At 70.2% G+C, this 23,877-nt stretch carries 20 protein-coding genes; 14 read left to right on the top strand and 6 right to left on the bottom strand.

What is annotated here, in order from left to right; all coding sequences use genetic code 11:
- The first annotated feature begins 91 nt into the window (after window positions 1-91).
- The 3 genes from QNA09_RS20335 (at window position 92) to QNA09_RS20325 (ending at window position 2,922) form a co-directional block, all read left to right on the top strand.
- Window positions 92-1,477 carry a DUF2254 domain-containing protein gene (locus QNA09_RS20335; RefSeq protein ID WP_017680771.1) on the top strand — a complete coding sequence of 462 codons (1,386 nt, stop codon included), beginning with the start codon at window positions 92-94 and terminating at the stop codon, window positions 1,475-1,477.
- Window positions 1,462-2,361, top strand: coding sequence for a potassium channel family protein (locus QNA09_RS20330; RefSeq protein WP_228287121.1), 900 nt, complete (start codon window positions 1,462-1,464; stop codon window positions 2,359-2,361). The genes QNA09_RS20335 and QNA09_RS20330 overlap by 16 nt, the downstream gene beginning before the upstream one ends.
- Window positions 2,362-2,514: 153 nt before the next feature.
- Complete coding sequence (locus QNA09_RS20325) at window positions 2,515-2,922, top strand: four-helix bundle copper-binding protein (RefSeq protein WP_010593622.1); 408 nt, start codon at window positions 2,515-2,517, stop codon at window positions 2,920-2,922.
- A 76-nt stretch (window positions 2,923-2,998) separates the two neighbouring features.
- On the opposite strand, the gene QNA09_RS20320 is transcribed toward QNA09_RS20325, so the two are convergent.
- Window positions 2,999-4,342 (bottom strand): APC family permease, encoded by a 1,344-nt coding sequence (locus QNA09_RS20320; protein ID WP_052455352.1) that lies wholly within the window; start codon window positions 4,340-4,342, stop codon window positions 2,999-3,001.
- Between the two features lie 238 nt (window positions 4,343-4,580).
- Here QNA09_RS20320 and QNA09_RS20315 point away from each other — a divergent pair, with 238 nt between their 5' ends.
- Both QNA09_RS20315 and QNA09_RS20310 read left to right on the top strand, forming a co-directional pair.
- A complete protein-coding gene (locus QNA09_RS20315) occupies window positions 4,581-5,279 on the top strand; it encodes a response regulator transcription factor (RefSeq protein ID WP_010593620.1) in 699 nt (232 codons plus the stop codon).
- The gene (locus tag QNA09_RS20310; protein ID WP_017680769.1) at window positions 5,276-6,403 is read left to right on the top strand and encodes a cell wall metabolism sensor histidine kinase WalK; all 1,128 of its coding nucleotides are present in this window, start codon (window positions 5,276-5,278) and stop codon (window positions 6,401-6,403) included. The genes QNA09_RS20315 and QNA09_RS20310 overlap by 4 nt, the downstream gene beginning before the upstream one ends.
- Window positions 6,404-6,487: 84 nt before the next feature.
- Here QNA09_RS20310 and QNA09_RS20305 read toward each other — a convergent pair whose 3' ends face one another.
- A complete protein-coding gene (locus QNA09_RS20305; RefSeq protein WP_308072046.1) occupies window positions 6,488-7,144 on the bottom strand; it encodes a DUF2202 domain-containing protein in 657 nt (218 codons plus the stop codon).
- Window positions 7,145-7,427: 283 nt separating this feature from the next.
- Here QNA09_RS20305 and QNA09_RS20300 point away from each other — a divergent pair, with 283 nt between their 5' ends.
- A complete protein-coding gene (locus QNA09_RS20300; RefSeq protein ID WP_048773727.1) occupies window positions 7,428-8,849 on the top strand; it encodes a DUF1254 domain-containing protein in 1,422 nt (473 codons plus the stop codon).
- A gap of 2 nt (window positions 8,850-8,851) precedes the next feature.
- On the opposite strand, the gene QNA09_RS20295 is transcribed toward QNA09_RS20300, so the two are convergent.
- The gene (locus tag QNA09_RS20295) at window positions 8,852-9,649 is read right to left on the bottom strand and encodes an SDR family oxidoreductase (RefSeq protein WP_010593616.1); all 798 of its coding nucleotides are present in this window, start codon (window positions 9,647-9,649) and stop codon (window positions 8,852-8,854) included.
- Window positions 9,650-9,747: 98 nt separating this feature from the next.
- Here QNA09_RS20295 and QNA09_RS20290 point away from each other — a divergent pair, with 98 nt between their 5' ends.
- The gene (locus QNA09_RS20290; RefSeq protein WP_010593615.1) at window positions 9,748-10,035 is read left to right on the top strand and encodes a hypothetical protein; all 288 of its coding nucleotides are present in this window, start codon (window positions 9,748-9,750) and stop codon (window positions 10,033-10,035) included.
- On the opposite strand, the gene phoU is transcribed toward QNA09_RS20290, so the two are convergent.
- Window positions 9,986-10,657: a phosphate signaling complex protein PhoU gene (gene phoU / locus QNA09_RS20285; protein WP_048773774.1), complete on the bottom strand. Its 672-nt coding sequence runs from the start codon at window positions 10,655-10,657 to the stop codon at window positions 9,986-9,988. The genes QNA09_RS20290 and phoU overlap by 50 nt on opposite strands.
- 195 nt (window positions 10,658-10,852) lie before the next feature.
- On the opposite strand from phoU, the gene QNA09_RS20280 reads away from it, so the two are divergent.
- Both QNA09_RS20280 and QNA09_RS20275 read left to right on the top strand, forming a co-directional pair.
- Window positions 10,853-12,139 (top strand): acetyl-CoA carboxylase biotin carboxylase subunit family protein, encoded by a 1,287-nt coding sequence (locus tag QNA09_RS20280; protein WP_010593613.1) that lies wholly within the window; start codon window positions 10,853-10,855, stop codon window positions 12,137-12,139.
- Entirely contained in the window at window positions 12,139-14,190 is a 2,052-nt protein-coding gene (locus tag QNA09_RS20275; protein WP_308072045.1) for a CocE/NonD family hydrolase, read from the top strand. The genes QNA09_RS20280 and QNA09_RS20275 overlap by 1 nt, the downstream gene beginning before the upstream one ends.
- 129 nt (window positions 14,191-14,319) lie before the next feature.
- Here QNA09_RS20275 and QNA09_RS20270 read toward each other — a convergent pair whose 3' ends face one another.
- Window positions 14,320-16,086: a thiamine pyrophosphate-requiring protein gene (locus QNA09_RS20270; protein ID WP_010593611.1), complete on the bottom strand. Its 1,767-nt coding sequence runs from the start codon at window positions 16,084-16,086 to the stop codon at window positions 14,320-14,322.
- A 137-nt stretch (window positions 16,087-16,223) separates the two neighbouring features.
- Here QNA09_RS20270 and QNA09_RS20265 point away from each other — a divergent pair, with 137 nt between their 5' ends.
- The 3 genes from QNA09_RS20265 (at window position 16,224) to QNA09_RS20255 (ending at window position 19,094) form a co-directional block, all read left to right on the top strand.
- Window positions 16,224-16,715, top strand: coding sequence for a metallophosphoesterase (locus QNA09_RS20265; RefSeq protein ID WP_010593610.1), 492 nt, complete (start codon window positions 16,224-16,226; stop codon window positions 16,713-16,715).
- A 71-nt stretch (window positions 16,716-16,786) separates the two neighbouring features.
- Complete coding sequence (locus tag QNA09_RS20260) at window positions 16,787-18,085, top strand: S9 family peptidase (protein ID WP_102031649.1); 1,299 nt, start codon at window positions 16,787-16,789, stop codon at window positions 18,083-18,085.
- A 298-nt stretch (window positions 18,086-18,383) separates the two neighbouring features.
- Window positions 18,384-19,094 (top strand): M23 family metallopeptidase, encoded by a 711-nt coding sequence (locus QNA09_RS20255; RefSeq protein ID WP_308072044.1) that lies wholly within the window; start codon window positions 18,384-18,386, stop codon window positions 19,092-19,094.
- A 52-nt stretch (window positions 19,095-19,146) separates the two neighbouring features.
- On the opposite strand, the gene QNA09_RS20250 is transcribed toward QNA09_RS20255, so the two are convergent.
- Window positions 19,147-21,120, bottom strand: a complete 1,974-nt coding sequence (locus QNA09_RS20250; protein ID WP_017681969.1) for a M13 family metallopeptidase — start codon at window positions 21,118-21,120, stop codon at window positions 19,147-19,149.
- Window positions 21,121-21,256: 136 nt separating this feature from the next.
- On the opposite strand from QNA09_RS20250, the gene QNA09_RS20245 reads away from it, so the two are divergent.
- Together QNA09_RS20245 and QNA09_RS20240 are read left to right on the top strand one after the other, a co-directional pair.
- The gene (locus QNA09_RS20245; protein ID WP_017681968.1) at window positions 21,257-22,651 is read left to right on the top strand and encodes a wax ester/triacylglycerol synthase family O-acyltransferase; all 1,395 of its coding nucleotides are present in this window, start codon (window positions 21,257-21,259) and stop codon (window positions 22,649-22,651) included.
- Entirely contained in the window at window positions 22,651-23,859 is a 1,209-nt protein-coding gene (locus QNA09_RS20240) for a serine hydrolase (RefSeq protein WP_017681967.1), read from the top strand. Before QNA09_RS20245 ends, QNA09_RS20240 begins: the two co-directional genes overlap by 1 nt.
- The last annotated feature ends 18 nt before the right edge of the window (window positions 23,860-23,877 follow it).

Below are 23,877 nucleotides of genomic sequence, written 5' to 3'. Positions count from 1 at the left end.
GGTATTCGCAGGAGATGTGGTTCGAGACGTGGTCGGAAATTGTGCGGGTGCTGCTGGTGGGCTCGGTGATGCAGCACCGAGTGAGCCTGCGATGACCGACGACTCCCGGACCCGGACACGACAGGGACCGATCGGGGCTGCGCTGAAACGCCGGCAGGTGTTCGTCGAAGCGATACGGTCGCGGCTGTGGCCGGTCCCGGCAGCTGCGGTGCTGGTGGCCGTGCTGGCCGGCATCGGCATACCCGAGCTCGACGCCGCCATCGACGACCGGCTGCCACCGACGGTGGCGGGGTATCTGTTCGGTGGTGGTGCCGACGCCGCCCGCGAGGTGCTGAGTGCGATCGCCGGCTCGCTGATCACCGTCACCTCGCTGACGTTCTCGCTGACCCTGGTGACCCTGCAGCTGGCCAGTAGTCAGTATTCACCGCGGTTGCTGCGCACCTTCGCCGCCGACCGGGTCGTCCAACGCACCTTGGGACTGTTCCTCGCGACGTTCGTCTACGCGCTGACCGTGCTGCGCACGGTCCGCAGCGGCACCGACGACACCGACGACAGTGCCTTCGTCCCCCAGCTGGCGGTCACGACGGCGTACCTGCTCGCGGTCGCCAGCGTCATCGCCCTCGTGCTGTTCCTCGGGCATCTGGTCCGGCAGATCCGCGTCGAGGCCGTGCTCGAACAGGTGCGCGCCGACACCTGCGAGACCGCCGCCAGGTTGCTACCTCCGGATCGGCAGGATCGGCCCACACTGCCCGTCCCCCCGCCGGCCCCGCATGTCGTCGAAGCGGACTCGTCCGGATTCCTGGTCGAGCTCGACGAGTACGCGCTGCTCGCGGCGGCCGAGGAGGCCGAGGCCGTGGTGTGGGTGAACCGACCGGTGGGCAGCCCGGTGCTGGCGGGCACGCCGGTCGCGTCGTGGTGGTCCCTGCGTCCGCAGCCCCTGACCGAGGACCAGGCCCGAAGGCTGTGCGACCGGGTGCGCGGTGCCCTGCGCACCGGTAGCGAACGCACCGCCGTCCAGGACCTCGGGTACGGACTGCGGCAGCTGACCGACGTGGTGGTGCGGGCCCTGTCGCCCGGCATCAACGATCCGACCACCGCGGTGCACGGCCTGGTCTCGTGCACCGCGGTCCTGGGCGAGCTGCTCGACCTCGAGCTCGGCCCGTACCCCCTGTGCGACGAACACGACCGGGTCCGGGTGGTGCTGGCGCGACCGACCTTCGCCGAACTGCTGGATCTGGTGTGCACCCAGCCGCGGCTCTACGGCGCCGACGATCCGGTCGTGCTGGACGCGTTGCTCTCGATGCTGCGGGAGCTGGCATGGAAGGCCACCACTGCGGAACAGCGTGCGGCGATCACGGACCAGCTCGGTCGACTGCGGGAGCACATCCCCGGCCACGGTACCGCGACGCGTGGGCACTTCGACGAGCTCACCCGTCAGGTAGGCGACGCCCTCGAAGGACGATGGCAGACATCATGATCTGGATCTCGAGCGTGGTGGGCGCGGCGTTGATCGTCGGGGCACTGCGGGACATCTTCGTCACGTTGTGGCATCCCCGGGGATTGGGCACGATCTCCCGGGGGGTGTTCGTCGTCCTGTGGCGTGGGGCGCACCACGCCGGGCGACGAGGGCGGCTGCTGGGCTCGGTCGGGCCGGCCGGACTCGTCGTCACCGCCGGGGTGTGGGCGACGATGATCGTGCTCGGCTGGGCACTGATCTACCTGCCGCACATGCCCGACGGGTTCTACTTCGCCAGTGCGCTGCGCCCGTCGGCCGCGTCGGACCCGGTCATGGCGCTGTATCTGTCCCTGGTGACCGTCGGCACCCTCGGCTTCGGGGACATCACCCCTGCCTATCCGGCGCTGCGACTGCTGATTCCGTTGCAGGCGCTGATGGGGTTCGTGCTGTTCACTGCGGCCATTTCCTGGGTGCTGCAGATCTATCCGGCGCTGAGCCGTCGCCGCGCCACCGCCCGCCGGCTCGTGCTTCTGACGGCCACCGGCACCGAGCAGATCCTTCCCGCCGCCGAGGCGAGCATCGCCGTGCAGTGGCTCGACTCGGTCACCGAGTCGCTGATCACGTGCGAACTGGACCTGATGCAGTACGGCGAGACCTACTTCTTCCGCGAATCCGACGCGGACCTCTCGTTCGCCGCCGCTCTGTCGTATGCACCGCGACTCGCGGCCGCGGGCGCCGGGTCGTCCGCGGTCGAGGTCCGCCGGGCCGCGGCGATCCTCGACGAACAGACCCGTCGCCTCGCCGGGCGTCTGGACACCGGGTTCCTCCACACCGGCGGAACCGTCGACGAGATCTGCGAACGCTTCGCTGACGACCACCGGCATCGGCCGGTGAGCGCCTCGTAACAGGACGCCCTGCAACCGGAATCGCCTCGGGGAACGAATCGTGTGTCTGGTGTTATCTCGTCGATCCTGTGGGTACGCGAGTCGGTACCGGATCTCGGTCGACACCGATCCGGATCAGCCGAACAACGAGTCCCCACGAAAGGACGCACATTCATGAGCACTGCAGCGACCATGCTCGACAGCTACCCGAAGGACCTCGACGGCGTCGACACCGGCAAGCTCGCCGCGTGCATCGAGGCGTGTATCGAATGCGCTCAGGCGTGCACCGCCTGCGCCGATGCCTGCCTGAGCGAGGATTCGGTGGCGGAGTTGATCAAGTGCATCCGCACCGATCTGGACTGCGCCGACATCTGCGAAACCACCGGCCGGGTCCTCTCGCGCCATACCGGCTACGACGCCGACCTGACCCGTTCGGTGCTCGAGACCTGCGCGGCGGCGTGCAAGTCCTGCGGGGACGAGTGCGCGCAGCACGCCTCCCGTCACGCGCACTGCAAGACGTGCGCCGATGCGTGCCGGCGATGCGAGCAGGCCTGCCGGGACCTGATCGGTTCCCTCGGCTGAGAGTCCGCCGTCACCACCCTTGCCGCGAACACCGGACGCTCGGCCGCTGGGCTGGACGATCGGCGGGTGCCCACCGTCATTGCGCCGAGCGTCCGGTGGACCGCCGGCGGTGTGCCACGTGGCGGCGCACGATCAGCCATTGGCTCGCGAAGACGGCTGCGGCCACCACCGCGGTGACAACCACCGTGAACAGATCCGTGCGCACCTTCATGATCACGAACGGCACGAGCACGAGCACGTCGAGCGCGATCGCCACGGCCGGGACCCAGGTCGCGAACTCGACCTCGTCGCGCAGGCGGCGGACCATGCCCCAGTGGATGGCGATGTCCATCGACAGGTACAGCATCGCCCCGAGTGAGGCGATCTGACTCAGGTCGAACACCGTCGCCGTCACCAACGCCAGCGCGGCCGTGATCAGCAACGACTGCCGGTTCACCGACCCCGGCAACCCGGGCACCTGTCCCATCTCCCGCAGCATGTCGTACAGCCGCGACACGGAGAACAGGCTCGCCACCAAGCCGGACAGGGTCGCGACCACCGCCACCGCCACCGTCAGCCACACGCCCCAGGACCCGAACAGCGGCTCGGCGGCCTCGGCCAGTGCGTAGTCCCGGGCGGCGACGATCTCCGGCACCGACAGGCTCCCGGTGACCGCGACCGTCAGCAGCAGATACAGCACCGTGCACACCGCGATCGCGATCACGATCGAGCGCGCGATGTTGCGCTGGGGATCGCGCAGATCGTCACCCTGATTGGTGATCGTGGTGAAGCCCTTGTACGCCAGGATGCACAGAGCGATGCCGGCCAGGAATCCGAGCAGTCCGCTGTCCGGCGGCGTCGCGTCCGCACCCCCGGTGACCAGCCGGGAGAAGGCCGACACCCCGGTGGCGGCGATCCCGGCCACCGCGAGCGCCGCGATCCCGACGATCTTGATCGCGGCGGTCACCGTCGCCGACCCTTCCACCCACCGGTTGCCGACCAGGTTGACCACCGTCGCGGCCGCGATCGCCACCACGGCCAGGACCGGCACCCACACCGCCGAGCCCTGCATCCCGAACGGACGCAGCAGGTACGTGCCGAAGGTCCGGGCCAGCAGGCTCTCGGCCAGGATCATCGACACGTACATGAACAACGAGAACGACCCGGCCACCACCCCGGGGCCGTAGGCGGCTTTCAGGATCATCGCGATCCCGCCCGAGGACGGGTTCGTGCTCGAGTACCGCACGTACGAGTAGGCACTGAAGGCCACCACCACCGCGCCCGCGACGAACGCCCAGGGGACCCAGGACCCGGCCAGTTCCGCCACCTGCCCGACCAGGGCGAAGATGCCCGCGCCGATCATCACCCCGGTTCCCAGCGCGACCGACCCGGTCAGCGACAACTTCTTCTTCTGCTCGGTCTCCGACGGCACGCGTTCCACCTCGTCTCACGTCCACAACCTCGTCACCTCGACCTCCGGGCGACCGGTGATGCGAGCCCCACCGAACGGCGCACACATCGGCGGACGCACCGGGGACGGAGCGTGCGACGGCAACTCCACGGAGGACTGCACGGCTGGATTACCCTCGGTCTGCCCGTCGAACACCTCGACGGACCCTCCTGTCCACAGCTGTCCGGACGCCCGGCCGAACCGGTCCGTCGGATCGAAAGGGGAGACGGTGCCCCACAGCGTCCTCGTCGTCGACGACGAACCTCACATCCGTCGTGTCCTGCGCGGCTATCTGGAGGCGGACGGCTACGACGTCATCGAAGCCGCAACAGGCTCACAAGCGTTGACATCGGTGCAGTCCCGCCGCCCCGACCTGGTGTTGCTCGACATCCGCCTTCCCGATCTCGACGGCCTCGAGGTGCTGCGCCGGATCCGCGGGTTCTCGGACGTGTACGTCGTGCTGGTCACTGCCCGCGCCGAGGAGGTCGACAAGCTGGTGGGACTGGCGGTCGGCGCCGACGACTACATCACCAAACCGTTCGCGCCTCGCGAGGTCGCGGCCCGCGTCCGTGCCGTCCTGCGCCGCGCCCGCGGCACCGGCGGGGCGCCCTCCCGGGTCGTGGCCGCCGGTCTGACGGTGGACCCCGAGACCCGGGAGGTGACGGTCGACAGCATGCCCGTGGAACTGTCCGCGCTCGAGTTCGATCTGCTTCTGGCCCTGGCGCAGGCCCCGGGCCGGGTGTACTCGCGGCGGCAGCTGCTCGAGAAGGTCTGGGGCGGAGACTTCTTCGGCGACGAGCGGGTCGTGGACGTGCACATCCGCAGCATCCGCCGGGCGCTCGGCGACGATGCCACCGCCCCTCGTTTCATCGGGACGGTCCGCGGTGTCGGCTACAAGTTCGTGGCCGCGAGCGAGGTCGACCGGTGAACCGCGGTCTCCGGCTCCCGGTGCCGAGCCTGACGATGCGACTGTTCGTCTCCCACGTGCTGGTGGCGGTGGTCGGAGCGCTCGTCACCTTCGCCGTCGTCCGCGCCGCGGCACCGGCGCTGTTCGAAGAACGCGCCGCCGGCCCCGGCAACGGCCGCGGTCGTGCGAACGGGTCTGGGCCGTTGCGGGAGGTCGTGTCCGATGCCGTGACGACGGCATTGCTGCTCGGGGTGCTCGCCGGAGTGATCGCGGCCGCCGCGCTGGGTCTGCTGGCGTCCCGCCGCCTGCTGCGGTCGCTGCGGTCGGTGCGGTCGGGTACCCGGGCAATCGCCACCGGTGACTACCGGCACCGTATCCCGGTGCCGCCGGAGTCCGAACTCGCCGCGGTCGCCGGCGACGTCAACGATCTCGCCGTCCGACTCGCCGACACGGAAGCCCGGCGGGTCCGGCTGCTGTCGGAGGTGGCGCACGAGATGCGCACCCCGCTGACCGTGATCGACGGCTACGCCGAGGGCGTCCTCGACGGGGTCTTCGCGCCGGCAGAGCTGGTCCGGATCGAAGCCGAGGTGGGTCGACTGCGCAGGCTCGCCGACGATCTGTCCACCCTGTCCCGGGCGGAGGAGGGCCGGCTGGACCTGCAGCCGGTCGAGGTCGACCTGTACGGGCTGGTGACCCAGGTCGCGGGCCGGCTGCGCCCCCAGTTCGACGACGCCGGCCTGACCGTGACCGTACTCCCGCCGTCCCGCCCGGTCGTGGTGTGGGCAGATGCCGACCGGATCACGCAGGTGCTGACCAATCTGCTCGGCAATGCCCTGGCCGCCACGGAGACCGGCGGGGTGAGCATCGACGTCACCGCCGGTCGGGACGTCGCCACCGTGACCGTCACCGATACCGGCGAGGGACTCGAGCCCGACGATGTGGAACGGATCTTCGAGCGGTTCTACCGTGTTCCGTCCCGGCGCCGGCAGGAGCACGATCCAGGTTCGGGCATAGGCCTGACCATCAGCCGGGGAATCGCCCGCGCCCACGGCGGCGACCTGTCCGCCGAGTCCCCCGGCCGCGGTCACGGATCACGGTTCACACTGCAGTTGCCCACCCGAAACCGCCATCCGGCCGGAGACTGACGCCGGGCCGGTCCGAGTCGGACCGGCCCGCGTGCCGTAGGTTCCCGGCGGGCTGCACTCCGACAGCGAGCCGGCTGCCAGATGTTACTCCGGGTGCTGCGGCCCCTGGCCGTGCCCCTGCTGCCCCTGGCCGTGCCCCTGGCCGTGCCCCTGCCCCTGCCCCTGCCCCTGGCCGCCGGGTAGCTCCTCGCCGGCCGCGGCTGCCTGGAAGGCCTGCAGGTGATGCTCGGAACCGGTGCGCAGCCTGCCGTACACGCGGTCGATCGCGTCCTCGTCGCTGACATCGATCGCGCGGGACAACTCGGCGATATCGGCGGCCTCGAGTTCGGCGCCGACCGCGTACGCCTCCTCGACGGAGGTCAGACCGCGGGCCAGCCAACTGTCGTAGGCGCCCTGCAGTCGAGAGTCGCCGTAGGTTCCCGCCGCGAGCCCGGCCGACGGATCGCTCACGCCGTACCGGTCGAGCAGACCGCCGACGGCATCGTAGTGGCGCTGTTCGCTGTCGGAGATGCGCTCGAAGGTCTGCACCCCCCACTTCTGCGCGAACTGCTGGTACAGATCTCGCGCCAGCCGTTTCTCCTCGCGCATCGCCACCAGATCGGACTGCTCCTGCGTGGACAGCGCACCGCCGCTCGTATTGCCCTCGGGCGCTTGGGCGGTCGCAACGGCCGTTCCGAATCCGGCGATTCCGATCGCCACCCCTGCCGCGAGTGCGGCCACAGTCCTGCGCCGTGTGTTCATTGCCGGCACCACCTTTCTCTCCCCACCGAGTCAACGCACCGTCGGTGAAGACTTCCCGTTCCGGAATGTGAAGCTTGTGTGAGAGCACCCGTCGTCCCTCCTCCCGGCGGCCTCGGATCCGAGCCCGGCGACACGAGCGGGACCGCCTACGCTGCGGCGTCACCGAACGCCGATCCTCAGGGGCGAACGACGGGCAGGGGCCGAACTGTGGGCTTTCGGCCCTTGAGGGCCGGTGCAGGGATTCGTAGCGTCGGAGTCGGGCATCGTGACGAGGAGGCCGGCGATGACGAAGGCAACCCCCATCCCGCCCGGCATCGAGTCGCCGGACCAGGTGCACACCCGGGTGGGCACCTTGCGGTTCTTCGACGGCGTTCCGGACGACGCGACGGTCCGGACGTTGTTCGACAACCTGGACTTCCAGCGCGCCGTCCAGGCATACCTGCTGGCTCTGCCGGTGCTGAACATACAAGCAATGCGCACGGCCCTGCTGAAGTGGGGCCCGGTCAATTCGACGGCGTACGTCTTCGAAGACCTGATGCACCCGTGCACCGTCTGGCTCACGGCGAACACGAGTACCTCCTACACCGCCATCTGGATCGACCTGCGCGACGGTCCGCTCGTGGTCGAGGCGCCGCCCGGTGTGCTGGGGGCGATCAACGACAGCTGGGGACGCTGGGTGGCCGACGTCGGCGTGTCCGGCCCCGACAAGGGTGAGGGCGGCGCCTACCTGCTGCTGCCCCCGGGCTACGACGGTGAGGTCCCCGACGGCTACTTCGTGGTGCGGACCGACAGCTTCGGGATGGTGCTGTTCGCGCGGGGTTTCCTCGACGAGCACGGCGATCCCCACCCCGCCGTCGAGGTCGTCAAGGCCCGGACCCGGGCCTACCCTCTCGCCCTCGCCGATCGTCCACCGTCCATGCGGTTCGTGAACGTGTCGCCGGAACCGATGGTCGGCGTCCCGCCCGCCGACTTCCGGGCGTGGGAAATGCTCGACGAGGTGGTGCAGTCCGAGCCGGCCGAGTCGTCGGATCCGCTCACCCTCGGATTCTTCGCCTCGATCGGCATCCGGCGTGGCCGGCCGTTCGACCCCGACGAGCGCATGCGGGCGATCCTCACCGAGGCCGCCGCGGTGGGCGACGCCACCGGTCGCGCCCTCACCTACCGGTTCCGGGAGCCTGCGGCCTACCGCCACCCGGGCGGTGCCTGGCGCGCCATCTTCCTCGGCGGCCACCGGTTCGAGGAGGACGGGGTCGCCCTGCTCGACGCGGCCGCGCAGTTCAACTTCTCGGTCATCGGCATCAGTCCGGCAGAGGACGTCGAGAAGGTCGGCGCCGGCTCCCAGTACGTCGTCGCCTGCGTCGACTCCGAGGGGGCCCCGTTCGACGGCGGAAGCGCCTACCGGCTCCGCGTCCCTGCGGACGTTCCGGCAGCCGATTTCTGGTCGGTCCTCGTCTACGACACCCAGACCCGGTCCATGCTGCAGACCGGGCAGGAGTGGCCGTCGGTGACGAGCCAGGACCGCGATTTCACCACGAACGACGACGGTTCCGTCGACATCCACTTCGGTCCGGAGCAGCCCGAGGACGGCCACAACTGGATCCAGACCGTGCCCGGCAAGAGCTGGTGGGCCATGTTCCGGCTGTACGGTCCCCTCGCACCGTGGTTCGACAGGACGTGGCGGCTGCCGGACGTCGAGCCGGTGTGACGTCAGATCTCGCGCCAGCTCTCCTCGGTCATGTCGTGACCGTGCGCGGCCATGAGCATCAGCCCGCCGTCGACGGGGATCGAACCGCCCGTGAGGTACGACGAGCGCGGCGAGGCGAGAAACGCGATGGCCGAGGCGACTTCGTGGACGTGCCCGGGCCGGCCGACCGGATTTCCGGGACGGTCCTCGTGAAACGCCTGCGACTCGTCCATGCCCGTCATCGGTGTCGAGATCTCGCCGGGCGCAACCGCATTGACGAGGATCCCGTGCCGGCTCAGCTCCAGCGCGAGGCACTTGGTGAGCATGCCCAGGCCGGCCTTGGCGCTGCAGTAGGCGGCGGCCCCGAGCCGGGGGATGTGCTCGTGCACGCTCGTGACGTTGATGATCCGGCCCCCGCGGCCACCGGCGATCATCCGGCGGGCCGCGCGCTGGGCGCACAGGAACGGACCGTCGAGGTCCGTCGCGAGCACCTCGCGCCACGTCTCGTAGCCGAGGTCGAGGACCCGGTCCATGTGCCCGGTTCCGGCGTTGTTGACCAGAACACCCAGCCCGCCGAGCTTCTCGGCGAGCGTGTCGACGACGTCGGCGGTGTCCGGACTGGTCAGATCCTGGCGGACGACGAAGCAGCGCTGGCCGCGCTCCTCGATCCCCTCCCGGGTGTTCCGGGCGCCGGCGTCGTCGGTATGGAACGTGATGCCCACGTCGAATCCTTCCGACGCCAGCGCCTCGGCCGTGGCTTTGCCGATTCCGGAATCGGCACCGGTGACGATCGCGAGCCGCTCGTGTGCGGGAATGCTCATGACCGGCGAGTACCCACTCGCCGGGCGCCGACACGTCATCGGTGGTCGGCGGGTGGTCGTCTCGAGTAACCTCACGCGGGGGAGCACAGGAGGCGCACATGACCACCTTTGCCGTGACCGACACCGGCGACGGGCTGGACGTCACACTGAACGGCACGACCCACCGTCTCGACGTGGCGGACGCGAGCCGGCTGGCGCACCGGATCCTCGACGTCGTCCATGCCGCCTACCCCGAGCGCACGGGCCGGGGCCTGGAATCGTGGCCCACGGAGCGCGTGGAGGAGTTCGTCGCCGACCTCGAACGGACCGTGAACCCGGACCGGCCCGGGCACATTCTCAGGGCCGCCCGGGTAGAGCTGGATCGCCGTCGGGGCGACGTCCGGTGATCAGGAAGACGACCCGTTCGGCCACGTCCACGGCCTGGTCACCGAAGCGTTCGTAGAAGCGTGCCACCAGGGCGAGGTCGACGGCGGGGGTCACGCCGTGCGTCCAGGACGGGTCCTGCAGGGTCCCGAGGACGCGGGCGTGGACGAGGTCGAGTTCTGCGTCGGTGCTCCGGATCTGCGAGGCCGGCTCCAGCTTCGGCTCGCGGAAGGCATCGCACAGGGCGCGGACCATCGTGGCCGTGAGCTCACCCATCCGGGTGATGTCGCCCCGGACCTGATCGGGGACGAGCTCGCCGGGGGTGCGGCGCCGGGCTGCGCGCGCGATGTGCAGGGCGAGCTGGCCCATACGCGCCAGATCGCTGCTCATGCGCACCGCGGAGAACACGAACCGGAGATCCCCGGCCACCGGATGCTGCAACGCGAGGATCGCCACGGCCCGCTCGCTGCACTCCGTGTGCAATGTCTCGATGTCCTCGCCGAGGTCGAGCGCTTCCTCGGCCGCGACGACGTCGCCGTCGAGCAGCGCGCGTGTCGACAGCTCCAGCGCCTTCGCCGCGAGTTCGGCGAGGCCCCGGAGCCGATCGGTGAGATCGCGCAACTGCTGATCGAACGAAGCCCTCATGTACCGATCCACTGCGCTGTCCTCCGTTGCTGTCGGGAAGACATACCCCGAGCCGGCCGCCGGTATACCCGCATCGACGAGTTGTCCCCGAACCGGCCGTCGACCGTCGCGGCACGAAGTCCGACGATCTCCGCAATACGGTCCGAACGGACGGCCGAGGTTTCGGGGCGACCGGACGGGGATAGCCCGTTCACGATGAGTAAGAACATTTTCGTACCCGGACTGACCGATCTGCAGCGCGGAGAGCTCGGCACCGTCGAGGTTCCCGAAGGGTTCACCCTCCACGGGTTGCTCGACTACGAGTCGCTGGTCTCCGCCGACAGCTTCGACTTCGACGCCTTGCTCGAGAGAGCGGACAAGGAGCTCGATTCCTTCGAGGGCAGTGTCGACGCGATCATCGCCCACTGGGACTTTCCGACCAGCGTGCTCGTGCCCGTTCTCGCGGCCGAACGCGGTCTGCCGTCCCCGAGCCTCGAGAGTGTGATCCGCAGCGAACACAAGCTGTGGAGCCGCATCCTGCAACGCGAGGTCGTGCCCGAGTGTGTGCCGGCCTTCGACGCCTTCGATCCCTTCGACCCCGAGGCACTCGACAAGATCGACGTCCCGTTCCCGTTCTGGGTCAAGCCGATCAAGGCGCACTCGTCCCAGCTGGGATTCGAGGTCTCGAACGCCGAGGAGTTCGCCTCCGCCACCGCCCGCATCCGAGAGGAGATCGGCCGCATCGCGAGTCCCTTCGACCAGGCGCTGGCTCACGTGGACGTCCCGGCGGAGGCGCGTGCCGCGGGCGCACGCACTTGCCTGGCCGAACAGATCGTCACCGGGACGCAGGCTGCACCGGAAGGGTCGATCTTCCAAGGGGAGTTCGGGGTGCACGGCGTGTTCGACATGCGCAAGGACGAGGCCGGCCACAGCTTCGATCATCTCGACTATCCCGCGCGCACCGTCCCGCCCGAGGTGCAGCAGCAGATGATCGACGTCACCGAGCGCTATCTGCGGCACACCGGTTACGACAACGGCTGCTTCAACTCCGAATTCATGTGGGACGCCGACACGGGCAAACTGTGGCTCATCGAGGTGAACACCCGCATCTCGCAGTCGCACAGCGACCTGTTCGCGAAGGTGGACGGAGCGTCCAACCACGCGGTGGCCATCGACGTCGCCCTCGGCCGCCGGCCGCGGATGCCGCACCGGCAGGGCGAGTTCGCGGTGGCGGCCCAGTGCATGGTGCCCCGCTACGACGACGGCATCGTCACCCGCGTCCCGAGCGAGAGTGAGATCGCCGCGCTGCAGGCACGTTTCCCCGGTACGGTCGTGCGGATCGATGTGCGGCCCGGCACCCGGCTGTCGGACCTGCCCAACCAGGACGCCTACCGGTACAAGCTCGCCACCCTCTACCTCGGCGCTTCCGGTCACGACGAACTGGAGCAGCGGTACCGCGACTGCCTCGAGGCACTGCCCTTCGAATTCGAGGAGGTCACCTAGTGCACACGGTCGAGTCGTTCCCGTACGAGGTGCGAGACGTCGAGAACGTGTTCATTCCCATGCGCGACGGCGCGCGTCTAGCCGCCCGGATATGGCAACCGATCACCGACGAACCGCTCCCGGCGGTGCTCGAGTACATCCCGTACCGGAAGCGGGACCTGACCCGGGCGCGGGATGCCCTCAACCATCCCTATCTCGCCGGGCACGGCTACGTGTCCGTGCGCGTGGACATGCGCGGCAGCGGCGACTCCGACGGGGTGCTCGCCGACGAGTATCTGGACGCCGAGCACGACGACGCCTGCGACGTCATCGCGTGGCTCGCCGAACAGCCGTGGTGCGACGGCAACGTCGGCATGATGGGCATCTCGTGGGGCGGGTTCAACAGCCTGCAGGTGGCCGCCCGCCGCCCGCCGGCGCTCAAGGCGATCGTCAGTGCCTCCGCCACCGAGGATCTGTACGTCGACAACATGCACTACATGGGCGGATGCCTGCTCTCGGACAACCTGTCCGAGGCAACGGTGATGTTCGCGTTCAACAGCCTGCCCCCGGATCCGGCGATCGTCGGTGACCGGTGGCGGGAGATGTGGCACGAGCGCCTGTCCGGCAGCGGATTGTGGATCGAGAAGTGGCTCGGGCATCAGCACCGCGACGACTACTGGAAGCGCGCGTCGGTGAACGAGAACTACGGCGACGTGGAGTGTCCGGTGCTCGCGGTGGGCGGCTGGGCCGACGGCTACACCAACGCGATCTTCCGGTTGCTCGAGCATCTCCACGTTCCACGTCTCGGTCTGATCGGCCCGTGGGGGCACCGGTATCCGCACCTGGGCGTGCCCGGGCCGGCGATCGGGTTCCTGCAGGAACTCGTCCGCTGGTGGGACCACTGGCTCAAGGGCCGCGACACCGGGATCATGGACGAGCCGGTGTTGCGGGCCTGGATGCAGGACAGCATCCCGCCGCAGCCGTCGTACGCGGACCGGCCCGGTCGCTGGGTGTCGGAACCGTGCTGGCCGTCCCCGAACATCGAGGACCGGCGATACACCCTGACCCGGCATTCGTTGTCCGACAAGCCCGCCGAGGAAGCCGATCACCATCGGATCCGGCTGCAGTCGCCGCTCAGCGTGGGCATGTTCGCCGGCAAGTGGGCCTCGTATGCCGCGACGCCGGACCTGCCGGGCGATCAGCGGGAGGACGACGGCGGATCGCTGGTGTTCGAGACCGAACCGCTCGGCGACACCTTCGAGGTGTTCGGGCTGCCGACGCTCGAGTTGGACGTGTCGGCGGACCGGCCCAATGCGATGGTGGCGGCGCGTCTGTCGGATGTGGCGCCGAACGGCGAGGCCACCCGCGTCACCTACGGCCTGCTGAATCTCACCCACCGCGACGGCAGCGGCGACCCGCAACCCCTCGAGCCGGGCCGGACGTATCACGTGCGTGTCCCGCTCAACGGAATGGCGCATTCGTTCCCCGCCGGCCATCGCATCCGGTTGTCCGTGTCCTCGTCGTACTGGCCGCTGGCATGGCCGTCGCCGGAACCTGTGATGCTGACGGTGAATACGGGAACCAGCACCCTGACGCTGCCCCACCGCCCCCAGCGTCCCGGGGACGACGAGAGACTACGAGCGTTCGGTCCCCCCGAGGTTGCTCCCGAGGCGCCCGCGACGCACCTGGAACCGGGCAGGCACCACTGGAAGGTCGAACGGGATCTGGCGACCGGGGTCTCCACCCTCGAGATCGAGAACGATCAGGGCACGATCCTGCTCGACGACGTCGGCACGACGGTCCGCCGCGCCACCACCGAATGGTTCAGTTTCCGGGGCAACGACGTCGATTCCGTACGGGGCGAGACGCGGACCGTGCGCCGCCTCGAACGCGGCGACTGGCGTACCGAGATCACGACGAACACCGTGCTGCGCTGCACGGCAGACGAATTCATCATCGACGCGCGACTGGACGCGTTCGAGTTGGGAAATCCGGACGTCGATCCGCGGCCGGTGGAGAATCGGGTCCACTCGCAGAACTGGCACCGCCGGATCCCGCGAAATCTCGTCTGACCGCCGAGGTGGAACCTCGTCTGACCGCCGAGGTGGAACCTCGTCTGACCGCCGAGGTGGAACCTCGTCTGACCGCCGAGGTGGAACCTCGTCTGACCGCCGAGGTGGAACCTCGTCCGACCGCCGAGGTCAGTTCGCTGTTTCCTGCTCGCGCTGCCGGCGCAGCCGCTGTGCGGCCGTGTGGGCGCCCTCCCGCTCGAGGGCGTCGAGCATCGTCTTGACCTTGTCGGCGGAGGCACGCGGTGGCAGCAGCGGGGTGGCCGGGTCGACGACCGCCTGGATCAGCACCGGACGGTCGGCGGTCAGGGCGGTGCGCCATGCCTCGTCGACGTCCTCGGGCCGATCGACCCGGATGCCTTCGAGACCGAGCAGGCGGGCGTAGTCGGCGTAGGGGAACGGCGGGACGGTCTGCGAGGCGGGGATGCGGGCGTCGCCCTCCATTTCCCGCTGCTCCCAGGACACCTCGGTGAGGTCGCCGTTGTCGAGGACGAGGACGGCGAAGCGGGGATCGGCCCAGTCACGCCAGCGGTGGGCGAGAGTGATGAGCTCCGAGATGCCGTTCATCTGCATGGCGCCGTCCCCGGCCAGCGCGACCACCGGGCGATCCGGGTGGGCGAGCTTGGCGGCCAGCCCGTACGGCATCGCGGACCCCATCGAGGCGAGGGTGCTCGACAGGTGTGCCGGCACCCCCGGTGGCAGTCGCAGGAACCGGGCGTACCAGTACACGACCGAGCCGACATCCACGGCCACCTGGGCGTCGGGTGGGAGGTGATCGGACAGGGCCGCGACGACCGCCTGCGGATCGAGCCCGTCCGCGGGCTCCGCGCATCGTGCGGCGGCGATCCGCCGCCAGGTCCGGACCATCTGCTCGACATCGCGGCGCCACGGACGGTCGGTCCGGTGCAGCCGCGGCAGCAGGGCATGCAGGGTTTCGCGGGCGTCTCCGGCGAGCGGCACCTCGACGGGGTACTTGGCACCGAGGTTGCGGGCCTCGATGTCGATCTGCACGGCCCGCGCCTGGCCCGGAGCGGGATAGAACTCCGTCCACGGGTCGTTGCTGCCCACGATCAGCAGGGTGTCGCAGCCGGCCGTCAGGTCCGCCGCGGCGGTGGTGCCGAGATGCCCCATGACACCACAGGCCCAGTCCCGGGACTCGTCGATCACCGGCTTGCCGAGCAGCGACGTCGTCACCCCCGCACCGAGCAGGTCGGCGAGTTCGTCGATCTCCCGGGCCGCACCGTATGCGCCCTGGCCGACGAGCAGCGCGATCCGCTGCCCGGAGTTCAGCAGGTCGGCGGCCCGGTCGAGGTCGGCGTCGGTGGGCAGGACCCGCGGGACCGCGACCGTCGCGGCGCTGGGAACCACGCCGTGCGTGTGCTCGTCCTCCGCGACGCCCGCCTGCTGCACGTCGTGCGGGACGATCACGCACGTCGGGCTCGAGGTCGCCCGGGCGGTGCGGAACGCGTTGTCGAGTACCGCGCCGAGCTGTTCGGGGGTGTCGAGGGTCTGCACGTACTGGGCGCACACGTCCTTGAACAGGGTGGGCAGCGCGACTTCCTGCTGGTAGCCGCTGCCCTGGGCCGTCGTCACCACGTGCCCGACGATCGCCACCACCGGCTTGCCGTCCAGTTTGGCGTCGTACAGCCCGGTGAGCAGATGCACCGCTCCCGGTCCCTGGGTGGCCAGGCACACCCCGACCTCGCCGGTGTACTTGGCGTGGCCGGTTGCCATGAACGCGGCCATCTCCTCGTGCCGGGCCGTGACGAGTTCGATGTGCTCGCCCGCGCGGTCGAGCGCGGCCAGGATGGGGTCGATACCGTCTCCGGCGTAACCGAAGACGCGGTGCACGCCCCAGGCCCGGAGCCGGTCGACAATCCCGTCGGCGACGTTGGCCATGGTGTTCCTCCCGGTGGTGCCCGCCGTCCGCCGTGGGCATCGTTCGTCGTGTATGCGTTCGTCGCGTACTCGGGGCCGGGTGCCCGGTGGGAGCCGTGCGAAACCTCGGATGTCCCGGTGGGCGGCACACTGGTCGCATGAGGTTGCTGCTGCTGGCCGACACCCACGTCCCCGTCCGCGCGCGGGACCTGCCGGCGCGGGTGTGGGAGGAGGTCGACCGCGCCGATGTGGTGCTGCACGCCGGTGACTGGGTCGACATCGCCCTCTTCGACGCCCTGTCCGAGCGGGCGGCCCGGTTGGTCGCGTGCTGGGGCAACAACGACGGTGCCGAATTGCGGGGCCGGATGCCCGAGATCGCACGCGTGACGCTGGAGGATGTGCGCTTCGCGGTCGTCCACGAGACCGGAGCCTCGGCGGGCCGCGACCGGCGGATGTCGGCGGCGTATCCGGACACCGACGTCCTGGTGTTCGGGCACAGCCACATCCCGTGGGACACCACCACGGCCACGGGGCTGCGGCTGCTGAACCCGGGGTCGCCGACGGACCGCCGGCGACAACCGTTCTGCTCCTTCATGACCGCCGCCGTCGCCGACGGCGCACTGGGCGAGGTCGCACTGCACCGCCTGTGACCGGAAATCGAGCCGGACGACCGGTTCGGGCGTACGGTGGGTGTGCCCCGCCACCGCCCGAGGGAGCTCACATGCCCGCATCCTTCTTCGCGCATCCCCACCAGGCGTTCACGGCAGGTTTCTACCGCGACGAGGACTTCGACTTCGACGTCCGCTTCCTGCTCGGGCAGGCCGTGCACGGCGCGGCGGACGTCGGCGAAGTGCTCGCCACGATCGCCCCGCTCGGCGAGAAGGACCACGAGAAGTGGTTCGACGCCTGGGTTGCGCTCGGCACTCGCGTCCGACGCCTCGCCGATGCCTCCGCCGAGGCCGGGCACGCGGTCAGTGCCGCGGGCGCATACCTGCGTGCGGCAACGTATTTCGCCACCGCGGTCAACTCCGTCGACGGGCTGGGCGACGACGGCCCGCTGCTGCCGACGTTCCGGCAGCATCGGGCGGCGTGGGACCGGTTCGTCGAGACCACCCCGCACCCGGCCGAACGGGTCGACATTCCCTACGAGGACGGCTTCCTGCCGGGCTACCTGCTCCGTCCGCTCGGTGAGGAGACCCGCGAGCCCCGCCCCACGCTGATCCTGAACAACGGCAGCGACGGACCGATCAGCAGCCTGTGGACCGCCGCCGGGGCCGGCGCCCTGGCGCGCGGCTACAACGTGCTGTTCTTCGACGGACCGGGCCAGCAGTCCATGCTGTTCGAGCGCGGCGTGCCGTTCCGGCACGACTGGGAGGCGGTGATCACCCCGATCGTGGACTTCCTCCTCCGATACCCGGAGGTCGACGACTCGCGCATCGCCCTCTACGGGATCAGCCAGGGCGGATACTGGGTTCCGCGCGCACTGGCCTTCGAGCACCGGATCGCCGCCGCAATCGCCGACCCGGGTGTGGTCGACGTGGCCGCGTCGTGGCTCGCCCACATGCCGAAGAACATGATCGAGCTGCTCGAAAAGGGCGACCGGGAGAAGTTCGACCGTGACATGGCCTTCGGCATGCGGCTGTCGGGCCGGCTCGAACGCACCTGGCGGTTCCGGGCGCGCCCCTACCGTCGGATGGACTCGTACTTCGACACCCTCACCGAGGTGCTGAAGTACCGGCTCGGCGACCTCGCCGGCTCGATCACGACGCCGCTGTTGGTCACCGACCCGGAGGACGAGCAGTTCTGGCCCGGCCAGTCCCGCCGGCTCGCGGACGGGCTGCCGGGGGTGACGGAACTCGTCGCCTTCACCGCTGCGGAGGGCGCCAACTTCCACTGCCAGCCCCTCGCCCGCGCTCTCACCGATCAGCGGATGTTCGACTGGCTGGACACGGTGCTGGCCGAGCGGGCCCGCACCCGGGCTTCCGACGGCGGGTCGTCGCGTCAGGTGGCGGACGGCTGAGCGAGGCGGCCCCCGGCGGGAGCCGGCCGCTGTGGACCGAATGTCACATTCGGGTCGCGGAACCGACCGGATGTGACATTCGGTCAGGTAGGAGGCGCTACCCACAGCCGCTAGCATGCGCTAATCTGTGACTCGACCGTGACCAATCCGTTATTGAACGGACTACTCGAACGTCGAGGACAGCAGTTTGGCCCCGTACGCCCGCCCCGATGGTGACAACTTCAGCGAAACACTCGAACCCGCAGCGCCTCGGCGTGGGGCACACCGACGCTCGACCCGGACCGGGCCCGCGCGTCGATTGCTGACCATTCCCCTGGCGGTCGGCGCCGTGCTCGCGGCCGGCAGCGCCGCGGCCCAGGCCGCCCCCGGGCAGCCCCGGGCCGAGGCCGCCTCCGAGCGGCAGCAGCCGACCGTCGGGCTCTCGACCGCACCGCAGGTGCTGCAATTCCCGGACGCCGGCACCGACCGGTACGTCGACCAGTTGCAGCGCGCCGCCGAGCGCGAGACCGCCCGCCTCGCCGCGGAGGCCGAGGAGCGCCGGCGTGAAGCCGAGCGCCTCGCCCGGGAGGAAGCCGAGCGGATCGCGCAGGAACTCGCGAGCCGCCCGAGTGCCGTCTTCCCCACCATCGGGGCGCTGACCTCCGGGTTCGGGCCCCGCTGGGGAACGGCGCACAACGGCATCGACATCGCCAACGCCATCGGCACGCCGATCAAGTCGGTCACCGACGGCACCGTGATCGAATCCGGCCCCGCCTCCGGCTTCGGACTATGGGTGCGCATCCAGCAGGACGACGGCACGATCGGCGTCTACGGGCACATCGACCAGTCGCTCGTGTCGGTCGGCCAGCAGGTACGGGCGGGCGACGTGATCGCCACGATGGGCAACCGCGGCCAGTCCACCGGGCCGCACCTGCACTTCGAGGTGTGGCAGCCGGGCGGCGCCAAGATGGACCCGCTGGCCTGGTTCGGCTCGCGCGGGGTATCCGTACCACAGTCCTCGCGTTCCTAGTCGGACGCCGGTACGCCGCCCCGTCGGGGGGCGCGGCGCACCGGCGTCCGGCTCACCAGATCCGCACGCGCTGCGCCGGGTCGAGATACAACTCGTCGCCGGGGTGCACGTCGAACGCCTCGTAGAAGGCGTCGATGTTGCGCACCACCCCGTTGCAGCGGAACTCCGGCGGGGAGTGCGGGTCCACGGCGAGCCGGCGCAGCGCCTCCTCGTCGCGGACCTTGGTCCGCCACACCTGCGCCCAGCCGAAGAACACCCGCTGCAGGCCCGTGAGGCCGTCGATCACGGGCGGTTCGGCTCCGTCGAGCGCGATCTCGTACGCCTTCAGCGCGATGGACAGCCCGCCGAGATCGCCGATGTTCTCGCCGATGGTGAAGCTGCCGTTGACGCGGTGCCCGGCGAGTCCCTTCGGTTCGAACTCGTCGTACTGCGCGATCAGTGCCGCGGTGCGCTTACCGAACTCGGTGCGATCGTCGTCGGTCCACCAGTTCTCGAGATTGCCGTCGCCGTCGTACTTGGCGCCCTGATCGTCGAAGCCGTGCCCGATCTCGTGCCCGATGACGGCCCCGATCCCGCCGTAGTTGGCGGCGTCGTCGGCATGCAGATCGAAGAACGGCGGTTGCAGGATCGCGGCGGGGAACACGATCTCGTTCATGCCCGGGTTGTAGTAGGCGTTCACGGTCTGCGGTGTCATGAACCACTCGTCGCGGTCCACCGGGCCGCCGAGCTTGGCCAGGTCACGGTCGTACTCGGCGGCGTAGCCGCTGCGGTAGTTGCCGACCAGGTCGTCCGCGGCGACGGTCACGGCCGAGTAGTCGCGCCACTTGTCGGGGTAGCCGATCTTCGGCGTGAACTTCTCCAGCTTGCGCAGCGCCGCCTCACGGGTCTGCGGGCTCATCCATTCGAGCTCGGCGATGCTGCGCCGGTACGCCTCCTGCAGGTTGGCGACGAGCTGCTGCATGCGGTCCTTGGCCTCGGCCGGGAAGTGCCGTTCGACGTACAGCTTGCCGACAGCCTCGCCGAGCAGGTCCTGGACGAGCGCCACGCCGCGCTTCCACCGGTCGCGGATCTCCTGCGCCCCGGTGAGGGTGCGGCCGTAGAACGCGAAGTTCTCGTCGACGAGCTTCTCGGTGAGGTACGGCGCGCGGGAGTGCAGGACCCGCCAGGTGGCCCAGGCCTTCCAGTCGTCGAGGGCCGCCTCGGCCCACAGCTGCGCGAACGTGTCGAGAAAGCCCGGTTGGCGGACCACGATCTCGGCCCACTGTTCCTCGGTGGCCCCGAGCGCGCCGATCCAGCCGCGCCAGTCGAAACCGGGTCGCTCGGACGTCAGCGCCTCGAACGTCACCAGGTTGTAGGACAGGTCGGCGTCGCGCCGCTTGACCACGTCCCAGTGCCCGGCCGCCAGGCGGGTCTCGAGGTCGAGCACCCGCTGCGGGTCGTACCCGATGCCGGCGAGCTCGAACATGCGCCCGATGTGCGCGACGTACTGTGCCCGGATCTCGGCGTGACCGTCCTCGCGGTAGTACGACTCGTCGGGCAGGCCCAGACCGGACTGCGTCGTGTGCATCAGGTAGCGCGCCGAGTTCTTCGCGTCGGTGTCCACGTAGTGCCCGACGGCGCCGCCGATCCCGACGCGCTGCAACCGGCCGAGCACCGCCGCGAGCGCGTTCCGGTCCGCGGCGTCCGCCACGGCGGCCAGTTCGCCGGCGATCGGGTCCAGGCCCGCCGCCTCGACGGTCTCGGTGTCCATGAAGCTGGCGTACAGGTCACCGATGCGCTGCGCGTCGGTGCCCGGCTCGGCCGAGGACGCGGCCGCCTCCTCGATGAGGGTGCGGACGTCGACCTCGGCCTTGTCGAACAGGGTGCGGAATGCGCCGTCGAGGGCACGATCGGCGGGGATCTCGTGTTCGGCGAGCCAGCGGCCGTTGACGTGCTCGAACAGATCGTCCTGCGCTCGGGTGCGCTCGTCGAGGTGGGTCAGGTCGATGCCCGAGTGTCGGGCCCGGGGATGCTCCACGATGGTCATGCCGTCCATCCTTACACCCATTCCCCGCACCCGGCACGGGCCTGCGTACGGGCGACGGGCCGTCTCCGCCCGCGACACGCCGCGCTCGAGTTACCGTGACCGAAGCCACACAGACACGTGGAAGCGGGGTGGGCGAGTGGGTCTGATGGACCCGATCGACGCGGTTCTCATGACGGCAGAGCTGCTGGCGAACCCCATGCACGTCGGGGTGGTGCTGATCCTGAACCCACCCGAGGACGCCGGCTCCCGATTCGTCGACGACGCCTACCGGGACGCGCTCGGCCGGGGCGACGAGGTGGATCCGGTGCTGCGACGCCGGGCGCACCGGGGTGTGGACACCGGCGGGTGGTGGGCCTGGCGCGACGTGGACGACATCGATCTGAGCTACCACGTGCGGCGGGCGTCGCTGCCGCCCGGCGCCGGACGGGACGCGCTGTGGCAGCTGGTGGGGAAGCTGCATGCCGAACCGCTCGACCGCTCCCGCCCGATGTGGGAGGCCCACCTTGTCGACGGCCTTCCCGACGGCCGGTTCGCGCTCTACACGAAGGTCCACCACGCGGTGCTCGACGGGATCGCGGGCCTGCGGATGATCGAGGAGTCGATGTCGCCCGACCCCGATCGCCGGTCGATGTCCCCGTTCTTCGCCACCGGCGGGCACCCGCGGCCCGACGCCGCGCCCGGTGGCCTTCCGACGCCGCTCGGCCTGGCCCGTTCGGTCCTCGGGGCGCTCACCTCCGGTGTGGGCCTGGTTCGCCGGACGGTCAAGGGGCAGGTCGGGGCCACGGTGCAGGGTCTGACCACCGACACCACCGTGCTGCCGTTCGGGGCGCCCCGCACCCGGCTCAACGGTCCACTCGGAGCCGGACGCGCCTTCGTCGCCGCCGGCTGGCCGAAGTCGCGACTGCGCGCGATCGAGCGCGCTGCGGGCGTGACCGGCAACGACGTCGTCACGGCCGTGGTGGCCGGGGCGTTGCGCTCGTGGTTCGGCGCGCACGACGAACCACCCGGCGACTCCCTCGTGGCGATCTGCCCGGTCTCGGTGCGCGGACGGCAGGACGGCGCGACGGCGGGCAATGCGTTCGGAACGGCGGTGTGCACGCTGGGCACCGATCTCGCCGACCCGGCCGACCGGCTGCGGCTGATCCACCGCTCGATGCAGGTCGCCAAGGACCGCGTCGCAGCGCTGGGGCCGGTGCCGTCGCTGGTGGTGACGGCACCGAGCATCCTGCCGACCATCCTCGCCCCGATGCTTCCGTTCGACCCGGGGCTGCGGCCCGGGTACAACCTGCCGATCTCCAACGTGCCCGGTCCGCGCACCGAGCTGTACTGGAACGGCGCCCACCTCGAGGAGATGTACCCCGTCTCGATCGTCTACGACGGGATGGCCCTCAACGTCACGGTGTGCTCGTATGCCGACCGGATCGGTTTCGGATATGTGGCCGGCGGGGAAGCAATACCGGACATCGCGACGTTGATACCTCTGACGGAGCGGTCTCTGTCGGAGTTGGAGACTGCGGTAGGAGTGGCGTGATGAGTTCCGATGCCGGAGCGGCCAAGCGGGTGGACGGCGAGCACCCCCCGACCGAGATGATCGTCGACCCACGCTTCCTGCCGGTCGCCGACCGCTTCTTCAAGATGTTCCGCGACACCCGGAACGGCGGCGGGGCGCTCGCGGCGTACCTGCACGGCGAGCCGGTGCTCGACATCTGGGCGGGCTGGGCGTCCCGGGACAAGCGGTGGACCCACGACACCGTCGCGCTGTCGTTCTCCACGGGCAAGGGCGTCGCGAGCACCGTGCTGCACCGGCTCGCCGAGCGCGGGCTCGTCGACTACGACGAACCCGTCGCGACGTACTGGCCCGAGTTCGGGGCCGCCGGAAAGGAATCCATCACCGTCCGGGAACTGATGTCCCACCGCGCCGGTCTGCACCGCGCGCGGGGCCTCGTCCCGGGACGCTTCGGGCTGCTCGACTCCGATGCGGTGGCGGCCGCGCTGGCGGCCTCCGTGCCGGACCCGCGGCGGCTCGCCGGCCCCGGCTATCACGCCGTCACCTACGGCAACCTCGTCGCCGAGATCGCCATCCGGGTGACCGGCCTGTCCTTCACCGAGCTGGTCGAGCAGGAGATCGCCGGCCCGCTCGGTCTGCGCGAATTCTGGTTCCACGTGCCGCAGGACGAGCGGCACCGGATCGCCCGGGTCTTCCCCCGGCTGAACCCGACCCCCGCGCCGTGGGCGGTCACCGGCACCGTGCTGTCGCGGCTGCCCGGGCTGCGTGGCGTCGCCGAGGCGGGCATGGCCGAAGGCTTCGACGAGCTGGCCCGCAGCCCCGCCGCGCACGACGCGGTGATGCCGGGATGGAACGGGGTCTTCACCGCCCGCGCGCTGGCCCGGATGTACGGGGCGCTGGCGAACGGCGGCGAACTCGACGGAGCGCGGCTGCTGAAGGCGGAAACCCTCGAGCAGGTCCTCGAGGTGCAGACCCGGCGCCGCGACTACGTGCTCGGTATCCGCCCCAACTGGCGGCTGGGCTACCACCCGGGCTGGGTCGCCCTGCGGGAACAGCCGCTGCAGTCGATCGGTCACTTCGGCTTCGGCGGCTCCGGCGCGTTCGCCGATCCGGAGACGGGCTTGTCCATCGCCTTCGTCACCAACCGCCTCGGCAGTGTCACCCCCATCTCGGACATGCGGTTCCCGCGGCTCGGGGCCGCGGGCGTCGTCGTCGCACGGCGGGCGGCCTGACGGCCGACGCCCGTTCCG

Origin of the sequence: Rhodococcus sp. AH-ZY2 (assembly GCF_030916465.1) — a bacterium.
Classification (GTDB): Bacteria; Actinomycetota; Actinomycetes; order Mycobacteriales; family Mycobacteriaceae; genus Rhodococcus; species Rhodococcus ruber.
Note: the sequence above shows the minus strand (reverse complement) of the source record. Positions and strands in the feature narration are given on the sequence as shown.